This window comes from Endozoicomonas sp. ISHI1, assembly GCF_024606225.1.
GTDB lineage: Bacteria > Pseudomonadota > Gammaproteobacteria > Pseudomonadales > Endozoicomonadaceae > Endozoicomonas_A.
Genome location: NZ_JAGRPU010000024.1, coordinates 82400 through 92835 on the forward strand (window position 1 = coordinate 82400; position 10436 = coordinate 92835).

12 protein-coding genes are annotated in these 10436 nt (G+C 48.3%); 3 read left to right on the forward strand and 9 right to left on the reverse strand.

Annotated elements, in window-relative coordinates:
• Positions 1-123: 123 nt before the first annotated feature.
• The 7 genes from murB to KBW69_RS15555 form a co-directional block, all read right to left on the reverse strand.
• Positions 124-1137 (reverse strand): UDP-N-acetylmuramate dehydrogenase, encoded by a 1014-nt coding sequence (gene murB / locus KBW69_RS15525; protein WP_257252929.1) that lies wholly within the window; start codon positions 1135-1137, stop codon positions 124-126.
• The gene (gene kdsB, locus KBW69_RS15530; protein ID WP_257274769.1) at positions 1137-1928 is read right to left on the reverse strand and encodes a 3-deoxy-manno-octulosonate cytidylyltransferase; all 792 of its coding nucleotides are present in this window, start codon (positions 1926-1928) and stop codon (positions 1137-1139) included. The genes murB and kdsB overlap by 1 nt, the downstream gene beginning before the upstream one ends.
• Positions 1928-2149, reverse strand: a complete 222-nt coding sequence (locus tag KBW69_RS15535) for a Trm112 family protein (RefSeq protein WP_257252927.1) — start codon at positions 2147-2149, stop codon at positions 1928-1930. Before KBW69_RS15535 ends, kdsB begins: the two co-directional genes overlap by 1 nt.
• The gene (lpxK, locus tag KBW69_RS15540) at positions 2130-3191 is read right to left on the reverse strand and encodes a tetraacyldisaccharide 4'-kinase (RefSeq protein WP_257252925.1); all 1062 of its coding nucleotides are present in this window, start codon (positions 3189-3191) and stop codon (positions 2130-2132) included. Before lpxK ends, KBW69_RS15535 begins: the two co-directional genes overlap by 20 nt.
• 94 nt (positions 3192-3285) lie before the next feature.
• A complete protein-coding gene (locus KBW69_RS15545) occupies positions 3286-3714 on the reverse strand; it encodes a biopolymer transporter ExbD (protein WP_257252924.1) in 429 nt (142 codons plus the stop codon).
• Entirely contained in the window at positions 3714-4343 is a 630-nt protein-coding gene (locus KBW69_RS15550) for a MotA/TolQ/ExbB proton channel family protein (protein WP_257252922.1), read from the reverse strand. Before KBW69_RS15550 ends, KBW69_RS15545 begins: the two co-directional genes overlap by 1 nt.
• Positions 4344-4478: 135 nt before the next feature.
• On the reverse strand, positions 4479-6767 hold the full coding sequence (locus tag KBW69_RS15555) for a DNA internalization-related competence protein ComEC/Rec2 (protein ID WP_257281446.1): 2289 nt from the start codon (positions 6765-6767) through the stop codon (positions 4479-4481).
• Positions 6768-7188: 421 nt separating this feature from the next.
• Between KBW69_RS15555 and KBW69_RS15560 the strand changes: the two genes are divergently transcribed.
• Both KBW69_RS15560 and KBW69_RS15565 read left to right on the forward strand, forming a co-directional pair.
• On the forward strand, positions 7189-7716 hold the full coding sequence (locus KBW69_RS15560; RefSeq protein WP_257252920.1) for a DUF2062 domain-containing protein: 528 nt from the start codon (positions 7189-7191) through the stop codon (positions 7714-7716).
• Positions 7717-7912: 196 nt separating this feature from the next.
• Positions 7913-8203, forward strand: a complete 291-nt coding sequence (locus KBW69_RS15565) for a hypothetical protein (RefSeq protein ID WP_257252918.1) — start codon at positions 7913-7915, stop codon at positions 8201-8203.
• A gap of 225 nt (positions 8204-8428) precedes the next feature.
• Here the strand turns inward: KBW69_RS15565 and KBW69_RS15570 are convergent, their stop codons facing one another.
• The gene (locus KBW69_RS15570) at positions 8429-8824 is read right to left on the reverse strand and encodes a hypothetical protein (RefSeq protein WP_257252916.1); all 396 of its coding nucleotides are present in this window, start codon (positions 8822-8824) and stop codon (positions 8429-8431) included.
• 303 nt (positions 8825-9127) lie between these two features.
• Positions 9128-9673 carry a hypothetical protein gene (locus KBW69_RS15575; RefSeq protein WP_257281447.1) on the reverse strand — a complete coding sequence of 182 codons (546 nt, stop codon included), beginning with the start codon at positions 9671-9673 and terminating at the stop codon, positions 9128-9130.
• 637 nt (positions 9674-10310) lie between these two features.
• Here KBW69_RS15575 and KBW69_RS23840 point away from each other — a divergent pair.
• The coding region (locus tag KBW69_RS23840) for a MerR family DNA-binding transcriptional regulator (RefSeq protein ID WP_373690704.1) at positions 10311-10436 on the forward strand (126 nt) is incomplete at its 3' end.

The following is a 10436-nucleotide window of genomic DNA, read 5'->3' on the forward strand; positions in this document are numbered from 1 at the left end:
GAACAGAAAAAATCTCGTACTTACTTAAGAGTAGACAGCCCGGAAACGGTTTTTTCTTCACCACAAGAAGGGAAAAAGATTGCCAGAAAACTGGCACTGGTTTTTGAGAGAACAGAATAAAAATCAATAGACTCTTGGTTCCATCTCAAGCTCGACACCGAACTGATCATGAACAACAGCCCGGATGTGTCTGGCCAGCCTCAGCAAATCATCAGGCTCTGCCCCGCCATGATTGACCAGTACCAGAGCCTGCTTGTGATAAGTGCCAACCGATCCCTGACGAAAACCCTTGAGGCCTGCCCGATCAATCAGCCAGCCAGCGGCCAGCTTCCAACGCCCTTCAAAGGGATAGGCCACGATGTCAGGGTAATCTGTCTGCACCCTCTTCAAAAGCGCTTCATCCACCAGAGGGTTTTTAAAAAAGCTACCGGCATTACCCAGTTCTGATGGGTCAGGCAACTTTTCTCTGCGAATATCACAGACCACGTCACTGATCGCAAAGGCATCAGGATGCTTGTTTGAGCGCCGCTCTACTTCCTGCTGCAAATGGCCATAAGAGAGTCTGGGCAACCAGTTGGCATCCAGAGCAAACGTAACAGAAGTGATAATAAAATGGTCACGAGCCGACTGTTTGAAGATCGAGTCACGATAGCCAAACTGGCAATCCTCAAGAGAAAAGCATTTCAGTTCTCCAGACTGAATATCCAGCGCTTCCAGACTCTGGAAGTAATCTTTGATTTCAACACCATAAGCACCAATATTCTGAATCGGCGCTGCACCCACATTCCCCGGAATCAGGGAGAGATTCTCAAGCCCAAATGCCCGTTTACCCAAAGTCCAGCGGACAAACCCATGCCAGTTCTCACCCGCTCCCGCAGTCACACTGACACATCCAGCCTCTCGGGAAATGATCTTTTTACCAAGGATATTGACATGAATAAACAAAGCTTCCTGATCACTACTTAACACCAGATTACTGCCTCCCCCCAGAGGAACAACGGGCAGTTTTTTCAGAGTGGCAAAAGCGATGGCCTCATGAAGGTCCCCGATCGAGCCTACCTCAGCAAAATAGCGAGCATTGACCCTGAAACCAAAGGTATTCAGGGCTTCGAGGGAATAGTTTTCAAGAATTCTCATCAGGAAATATCGGCCAGCCTGTTTTCCACGAGCCCCCTGATCACTTTAAGATCAGCTTCCGTATCCACCCCATGGGGAGGCGTCTCCATGGCGTCAGCCACGTGAATACGATGGCCATTCCAGAGCAGTCTCAACTGTTCGAGAGACTCAACGGACTCAACCGGACTCTGTTCCCATTGCACATACTGATTCAGCAGACTGACACGATACGCATAGATACCAATGTGGCGTCTGTAAATATCCACTGTGGGCAGTGAGCTGCCATTCTCGGCAAACTCATCTCTGGCCCAGGGCACAGGAGCGCGACTGAAGTAAAGGGCAAACCCTTCACGATCAGTCACTACTTTGACCACATTGGGATTAAACAGATCGGCTCGATTCCGCACAGGCTCGGAAAGTGTTGCAGCACCCGCTGTCTCAGTCTTTATCAGATTATTAGCCACCTGATCGATGACTTTTGCCGGAATCAGTGGCTCATCACCCTGCACATTAACAATCACTTCGTTGTCACCCATTTCATAGAGACGAGTGACCTCCTGAAGACGATCGGTTCCTGAAGGATGGCCGGCCAGCGTCATGCAAGCCTCGGCATCGAACTTTTCAACGGCATTGATGATACGCTCATCATCAGTCGCGATAATGACACGAGTGGCCTGACTCTCACAGGCTCGCTCATAGACGTGCTGAATCATAGGCTTACCGCAGATATCAATCAGTGGCTTGCCAGGCAGACGACTGGAACTGAATCGGGCAGGAATAACAACTGTAAACGGAGCAGTGGAAGCACTCATCAGGCAGATGTATCCTCTTGGGAAGATGCCGCCTCGCCGCCCTCCAGCCGCTCATCAGCAGTCAGGGTACGAGCTTCGTTTTCCAGCATGACAGGAATACCATCACGAATGGGATAGGCCATGCCGCAGGGTCGACAAATCAGCTCAGCCGCTGATTTGTCGTATTTCAGATTGCCCTTGCAGAGGGGACAGGCCAGAATCTCAAACAGCTTCTTGTCCATGGGTATCCTTATCAGACCGACTCTGCGGCCCATTAGTTTCAATCAGTGTCAGAATGCGTTCAAAAACCGTCTCAGGCACTCTGGCCCGAACCGGCAGAAACCAGAAACGGGATTCTGCGAAAGCAGAGCATTTTACTGCATCCTTGGCCGTCATGATAACGGGCAGATTGTCCCGAAACTGAAAATCTTCTTTCCTGAACCCATAATGATCGGGAAAAGGATGGGGAATCACCTCATATCCCAGTTTTTCCAGCGTTCTGAAAAAGCGCTCCGGATTCCCTATACCTGCCACTGCATGAACTTTACCGGAGACAGGCGGCTGATCCGTATTCTTCCCATTGACAGGCCTGAGTGCATCAGGCTCAAGGAAAAAACAGTCAAAGTGACAATCAACCACACCGGAGGGCTTACCATTGATCACAACCTGATCGACTTCCCTGAGCCTGCCGGGTGGCTCCCTGAGGGGCCCGGCAGGCAAGTTGAGACCATTACCCAGCATTCTCTGGCCATCCAACACCACCAATTCAACGTGACGATCCAGATTATAGTGTTGAAGACCATCATCAGCGATCACCAGATTACAATTTTTCTGCTCAATCAGTGCTTTTGCTGCTGAAACCCGATCCGGATCCACCATGATCGGGACATTCAGCTGCTGAGCCAGCATTACAGGCTCATCCCCAACCAGTGCAGGATCGGACTCAGGCAAAACTTCTGCGGGTAATTGAATGCTTTTGTCGGCTCCAAAGCCGCGACTGGCGACCCCTGGCTTAAATCCCTGCCGGATTAATCTTGCTACCAAACTGGCTACAAAAGGCGTCTTACCCGTACCCCCTACCGTAATATTGCCAACAATAATGACGGGAACAGGCGACCGCCAGCGCTCGGAGTGTTCCAGCTTCATCCGGCGATTTCGGGCTATCCGGGCGTATAAAAAAGACAATGGAAGCAACAGTCGGGTCCAGAACCCGCGGCCGTACCATGAGTTGAGAACCGAGTCACTGATTACTGCCTGCCAACGACGAGATTCTTTGTTTTCCATGAGGAGTCAGTCACTCTTAACTAAAAAATGCAAACGCAGCCTGTGAAGACTGCGCTTGTATCAGAGGTCACGGGCCTTTCTGGCTCATTCACCGTTACTGCTCTGATTCTACCGGTTTTCGAGTTGTCATGCTGAGGTTTGCAAAACCCAGCTGTCCGGCAGCATCCATGGCGGTTACCACTGACTGATAAGGCGTATTGGCGTCTGCCGTGATAGTAAGAGGCAGGTTGGAGTCTCCTTCACTGACTTTTGCCAAGGCATTTTTCAGTGTGTCCAGACTGCTGTTCACGAGAGACCGTCCGTTCACAGCATAATAACCTTCACGGCTGATGGTAATTTCCACCCGGGTCTTCTCAACAGCTGCTCTTTGCTCACCACTGGCCTCCGGTAAATCAATGGCCAGCTGAGTCTCCTTGGTGAAGGTCGTCGAAACCATAAAGAAGATCAGCAATAAAAAGACCACGTCAATCAGTGGTGTCAGGTTGAGCGAGACCTCTTCCCGGGACTGGCGACGAAATTTCATCACTTGCCCTCGCGGTCTTTTAGCTTTCGCTCTCCCTGAAGCACTTCCACCAACTTGGTGGCTTCCTGCTCCATGGTGACAACCAGCTCATCCACACGGCGGGTAAAATAACGGTGAAAGATCAGGCTGGGAATCGCCACGGTCAGGCCAGCTGCAGTGGTAATCAGAGCTTTGGAGATCCCCCCTGCCAGCACGCCGGCATTACCTGTGCCTTCCAGCATGATCACGGTAAACACATCAATCATACCAATCACTGTACCCAACAGGCCCAGCAAAGGCGCAATGGCAGCAACCGTTCCCAAAGTATTAAGATAACGTTCCAGTTCATGAATAACCCTGCCAGCCTGCTCCTCAATACTTTCTTTCATGATATCGCGGCCATACCGGGCATTACTGATGCCTGCCGCAAGGATTTCACCCAACGGAGACCCGCTCCTCAAGCCACTGACTTTCTTGCTGTCCAGGTCATTATTCTTGATCCACTTCCAGACCTGAGACAGAGTATTTCTGGGTGCAATGCGCGACGGCCTGAGCGTCCAGAGACGTTCAAAAATAATTGCCATGGCAATGACAGAACTCAGCAGGATTGGCAGCATCAGCCAACCACCGGATTTCACCAATTCGAACACAGCCCATTCCCTTCCAGAAGCCTGTTTAATGAAAAGACTCTATCATAGAGCATCAGCTTAAAACCACGAACACATGCGTATCAGCCGCAATATTGCCAACAATATGGCTGCAACGATTAAACTGTAGCTCTACACTCAGCGCCACCAATATCTGGCACTTTGAATTTTGTACTTTTTCACTGCCTCCGGGCCCCGCCCCATGACAAAACTAAGCGTTCCTGAAGTAGCCGTGTTGTAGAGAGTTGCCCCGAGTCGCTCAACCCGATTCAGGGTCTCCTCCGCCGGATGTCCATATGGATTTCGATAACCCGAGGACACCAGCACCTGTGATGGATTGACCAGGGACAAAAACGCTTGCGAACCTGAAAAACGGCTACCATGATGTGGAAGCAGTAGGTAGTCAGCCTCGAGACTTTCAAACTGATTGATTAGATGAGACTCGGTTTTTTTACCAATATCACCGGTTAAGAGCAGCTTTTCATTACCTGCTGTCACTCTCAACACACAAGATCGCTCGTTGTCAGAAACCGATAACCGGCTGCCCGACAAAACCTCGAACTCTACTCCGTCCCATTGCCATTTCATTCCAGGCAGACAGGGACTCATTGCCCCCTCAAACCCGGTAACCGCAGAGCCCGACATAATTTCTGCTTCTGGGTACCGTTGATGAATCAATTCAAGCCCACCCGAATGATCGTTATCCCCGTGAGAAATTATGACACGGTCTACCCGGTCAATTCCAAGGCGGCTGAGATACGGAACAATGATACCATCCACCGAGTTGAAACGGCCTCTGGAAGCCACTCCGGTATCATACAACAGTATGTTCTGACGAGTTTGCAAGAGCACTGCAACCCCCTGCCCCACATCCAGTACAGCCACTTTCACCTCTCCTGCTGCCGGGTGATCCTTGTCAGGAAAAAAAAGAGGCAGCAGAAAAAAGGGGAAAAGTACTCTTAACCCAAGCCCCCTGGGTGTAGCCAGAACCAATACAGCTCCAGCAATCAGGACAACTTGTACCAGTCCTATGCTAACAACAGGCATGAAAGCAGGCACTGATGAGACGGTGGCCAGCCCCACATCCCAAAACCTGAAAGCGTCATCCAGAAAATGAAGAATACCGATAGAGACCGAAAAGAAAAACGGCTGCAATGCCAGCGCAAGAAAAGCAGCAGGTACGACCAGTAGCCCCATGACAGGAATCGCAACAAGATTAATCAGGGGCGAAAACAGGGATACCGATTGCTGATTGAACAACAACATGGGAGCCAACATCAGGAAAACCAGCCATTGAGGTCTAAGCCAGAGCCTCGTCCTGCCTCCCATGTTGATATCGGCATTCATAAAAATCCTGCCACAGCAACCGTAGAGCAAAATGCCTACCGCCGAAAAGGAATACCAGAAACCGGCACTGGTTATTGCCAAAGGCTCGATGGACAGAACGACACAAAGCGCCAGCAGGAACAAAGTCGTGGGCCTGGCTTTAATACCCAGCAAAGGACCCGATAATGCCAGACCGGTCATCACCAGTGCTCTTTGAACCGGCACCGTAAAGCCGGCCATGAAGGCATAGATCAGGGCAAACAATAAACCGGCCCCGGCAGCATATCGGGGCAAGGTCATCTTCCTGAGAGGAAGAGCGCCTGTTCGGGCCAGCATCATCGTTAGCCAGTAACCGACTGCCGCCATGAGACCTATATGCAGACCCGAAATCACCATTAAATGAGTCGTACCGGTCTGATTCAACGATTCCCATTGTTGCTGAGAGATTCCCGACTTATCACCTATTAACAAGGCTGATAACAAGGCGGCAGAATTTTTGCTGCAATGTTCATAGAGCCACTGTCGTAACGCACTTCTATATCGACTTCTGAAAAAAACCATATCATCTGAAGTCGCTATTTTTTCACCTGACTTAACATAACCCGTTGCCTGTATATTCTCTCTGGCCGCCCAGGCCTCTCTGTCAAAAGCCCCCGGACTGCGATTGCCCCGAGGGTGCTTAATCCGTACCTGTAACTGCCACAAGTCTCCAGCCTGAATTTCAGGTGCCTGATACCAACTAAGTCGAATCTTTTTAAGATGCTCAGCAGTCTTCCCTTCCACGGTTTTCACAGTAAAATCAAAGCGGGTGAGGTGCAGGTGATAAGCAGGCATATCAGAGATGAATCCTGTTACTGTCATCGCTCTGCTTTCTTGCTCTCTGTTTATCCAGCTCTTCTTCAACCCATCAGCATGTAAAAACCCTGTAAAGATTCCGATCAATCCCAACCCCAGATAAAGAAGGATCAACACCGAAAAACCCTTAGGGAAGTCATTGCCACCCGTTACAATGCTCTGGCAAGCCACAGCCTCTTTGATGACATGCAGCAGTCCTATCACAATAAACACCAGGGCCAAAACGCCGATAAACCAAATAGACATATCGCCTGGTATTGCCGGAAAAAGAACCGTCAGCACTATTCCCGATAAATAGCTACAGTAAGCTGTGGGAAGACGGATAGTGTGTTTCATTTAATCAGTGCATAATGTCGAGTTTTTTTACAGAGAGCGCACAGGTCAGACCCAATATGAGTTTGGCGCACGTATCAGGCTCTCAGCATAGTCATCAAGATTGGATTATGCTGGGGGGTATCACTGTTAGATGGCATAACGTCAAACGGTTCTGCAAGGCAATGAGAGGGTGAGTGATTAATGCTCACAAAACTGCCTGATCAAAACAACCGGGGACAACCGAGCCTCAGGGAGTGAGTCTTTGCATTCGATTCACTGCTTTTGGAACGATTTGTCCACACTGCAGACTGGAAATCAGTCTCAGATCAAAGAAAGAGTATATTTAAGGGACATGGCGAGGAAACTGATACAACGCTATCTGCCGGATCCGGGAACCATCAAGGGCAACCGCCATCTGCGATTTCTGGGCAGCGCTATTCACGATGCCAACCTCTGGCACCTGAATCGACGTTCAGCAGCCAGTGCTTTTTTCGTGGGCGTGTTCTGTGCTTTTATACCCATGCCCTTCCAGATGGTTGTGGCTGCTGCCATGGCCGTCATATTCCGCTGCAACCTGCCCCTTTCGGTAGCCCTGGTCTGGATCACCAACCCGGTCACCATGCCAGCCATCTTTTATTTCACTTATAAGGTGGGATGCCACATCCTGGATGTTCCCATCAGTGAAACGTCCTTCGAACTCTCTTTACATGGCGTGGGTGTCGGGCTGGCCAAAATCTGGAAACCCCTCTATCTTGGCTCATTAATTACCGGTGTTATTCTTGGTTTTCTTGGCTACCTGCTGATCAGGCTCTATTGGCGCTGGAATGTCGTTCATCAGTGGCGTCAGCGGCGCAAACGTATAATATGCAAAAAACCATAGACTCACCCATGTCTTGCGTCCCTTCATGGCAAGTATTCCAGTCGGGTCATAAACGAATGAATTTCACGGAAAATGCGACATTTTCATTCTATTGCTATGGACATGAGATCACGGTCTTCCTATAGTTAGCGACATGAGTTAAGGCACTCACCATTTGAAAAACTCTTTTTGACTCCTCGGTAATCCAAATACTGCCATGCAAAGAAGCTTCCAAAAGCGCAAGCCAAAACTGGAAGGTCGCGGTGTTCTTGAGAACATCAGCACCGAAGGCCCACACAGTGACTGGCTGGGTATGCCAGATTATTATATCCATACACTGACCATATCTGATGACGAATATAAATATCTCTCCGCCGACAAGATTCTGGAGGTTGCTGTGGGTGATACGGTCGTTTTCCGCTATAAAGAACAGAGCAATGAGAAGCGTATCGACAAACGCTCGTTGGGTATCTACATTGACCCGAGTCAGTATATGAACAACAGCTAATTCATACTTTCTGAGCTGCACTTCTATGGGAGTGCAGCCAGCCTTTGTACCTTTTCCATCAGATCAGGTGGGCTGGCCTTATCAGCAAGTTCCTTAGTGATTGACCCGATGAAAATATATGCTTCGCAACTCTTTTTTCCATTGTTCATAAACAACGGATATTGGCAAAAAGCAAAAAACATCAAATACCTCGCCATACCGACCAGAGTGCAATGACTAACGCTCTTAAAATTGATGAAACTCACGCAGAAAGCTCTTTCTGTCGTGCATAAATTTCCGATGTTCCGGGTGACTCAGTGATCGCCTCTTTTCAGTGAATGCAGGGGCAATGAAACCCCAATTTGAATTTCGAGCAAAGTACACGACTACATCGACATTACTTTCTGACCACTGATTATGTACAATGTGGTCGTCACTGGAGGCTTCGACGGTTTTGACCTGTATTCTGTAATAGCTGGGCCCATCAGAAATTAATATGTCCGTTTGGTGTCCATGATCCAGAATAGGCAGAAAAACCTGCCAACCATCCTGCATCAACCAACTGACAACGATACTTTCATAGGACGTATTTTTTAATGCCTGATGCGTGCTGGCTTTGGTCTGAGTCATTCTTCTTGGCATTGCTTTTCCTTTAGATTTTTGAATCACATACGCTAAGTCATAGATTGCTCTAAAACAGTACCTTTCGTCTGCCAATTTATCCAATACAAACCGATCAAAAACCTCTAAACGGAAAACAAAAATAACGTACTTTTTAAAAATCGAAGTGGAGAAAACAGTGCATTGGCACACCCGGAAATCCACCTTGTACGCAGGGCTGCAATAGCAAATGACCGCTCAGCCAAGCAAACTTGTCGTCACTGAGACCTTGGCTTCCAGAGAGTTTGCCACCATCGTTATTGATAGCCATCAATAGCGCCATGCTTATTCAACGTAAGGGTATGCAAGCGACATTCGGTGATTGGAAAGCTTTATAGTCACCCTGGATTGCCATGAAGGGTCATACCTCTCCACAATACCGCGCACTTTCAGATAATTCTTGTGATCCGCTGCTATGAATTCACCGTTGATCTCTCCGCTTAACCTCTTCCCGTGTAGATTGATGTTCTGAAACCAAAAGCTGAAATGGTAGCCATTGCATAGGTTGGCTAAATCCTCTGAGTTGCCATAGGGATTAACCAAATAGTACTCTTCTCTGCCGTCAGGTTTGAGTTGCAGGGTCAGGACCATAAGTCCACCAGGATTGACATGCAATTTCAGCATCAATTTGTTGATACTGATGTTATATAATTTGGCCATATATTGAGCATCAAGCCTATAGGTTCCTGCAGGAATGGCACACGAAGTAATTGCACGTCCGAACACATGCGGTTGGGGCATTGCGTTGTACTTAGGATAAGGAGGGAACTCAAAGCCAATTGCAAAAACCAGCTGTGGAATAGCCACTAGGCTGTACCAGTATTTTTTCATGATGTATTACCCTATCGTCAGGAATCTAAGCGTTAAAGCTAACTGATGAGATTCTTCAGGATAGACGAAAGCCAGGATCTATTGTGCATCCACAGGATGGTTAAGATTGTTACGGCAAAGTACCACCCAAGTTATAGCTGATGGTTGTCCTCGACTCCGATTGACTCCTGCCGACTCCTCTTAACCTACCAACTTCCTGTAGACAGCACTTATTGCCCTGCAGCTCTTTCGTTATTCTCAATTTCCATGCAGCCATCAAAGTAGCACGCAAAATATAAATACATTGTTAATCGTGCAACTGAATCAGAGTTGACATAAAAAATCTGAGTGCAGTTGATAATTGACTCCTAAACGCGCAAAGATACTGATCTCGGATTTTTTCCGTCAACCAGTGCCAAGCCCGAATTTCACCCTGGTGCTGGCATTATTCTGTGCTGCTGAATACCCACATTAGCTAGCGGTTCGCAAGGACCCTTCGCCTTTCAGAAAGCCACTTATGACGAGGCTTTCAGAGTATCAAGCTGATGATAATAAACTTTTCTAAGCAGGGGTTAAAAACAGTTCGCAATAATCTATTATAATCTAAAACTATCTAATACAATCTCAAGAATGGATAAGAGATTAGTGAAGATACCGGATAGGTGAGGCAGCTCGTTTACTTGGTACAGACCCAGTAACACTACGAAAATGGGAAAGTACAGGTGAGCTGCTTCCTGCCAGAAAGACCAAAGGCGGAACTCGTTACTACGACGTGTCTGAATTG

What these genes read in the sequence shown, in the direction of transcription:
- murB (WP_257252929.1), bottom strand. Translation starts at nt 1,137, where the DNA reads ATGAGAATTCTTGAAAACTATTCCCTCGAAGCCCTGAATACCTTTGGT.
- kdsB (WP_257274769.1), bottom strand. Translation starts at nt 1,928, where the DNA reads ATGAGTGCTTCCACTGCTCCGTTTACAGTTGTTATTCCTGCCCGATTC.
- KBW69_RS15535 (WP_257252927.1), bottom strand. Translation starts at nt 2,149, where the DNA reads ATGGACAAGAAGCTGTTTGAGATTCTGGCCTGTCCCCTCTGCAAGGGC.
- lpxK (WP_257252925.1), bottom strand. Translation starts at nt 3,191, where the DNA reads ATGGAAAACAAAGAATCTCGTCGTTGGCAGGCAGTAATCAGTGACTCG.
- KBW69_RS15545 (WP_257252924.1), bottom strand. Translation starts at nt 3,714, where the DNA reads ATGAAATTTCGTCGCCAGTCCCGGGAAGAGGTCTCGCTCAACCTGACA.
- KBW69_RS15555 (WP_257281446.1), bottom strand. Translation starts at nt 6,767, where the DNA reads ATGTCTATTTGGTTTATCGGCGTTTTGGCCCTGGTGTTTATTGTGATA.
- KBW69_RS15560 (WP_257252920.1), top strand. Translation starts at nt 7,189, where the DNA reads ATGGCGAGGAAACTGATACAACGCTATCTGCCGGATCCGGGAACCATC.
- KBW69_RS15565 (WP_257252918.1), top strand. Translation starts at nt 7,913, where the DNA reads ATGCAAAGAAGCTTCCAAAAGCGCAAGCCAAAACTGGAAGGTCGCGGT.
- KBW69_RS15570 (WP_257252916.1), bottom strand. Translation starts at nt 8,824, where the DNA reads ATGCCAAGAAGAATGACTCAGACCAAAGCCAGCACGCATCAGGCATTA.
- KBW69_RS15575 (WP_257281447.1), bottom strand. Translation starts at nt 9,673, where the DNA reads ATGAAAAAATACTGGTACAGCCTAGTGGCTATTCCACAGCTGGTTTTT.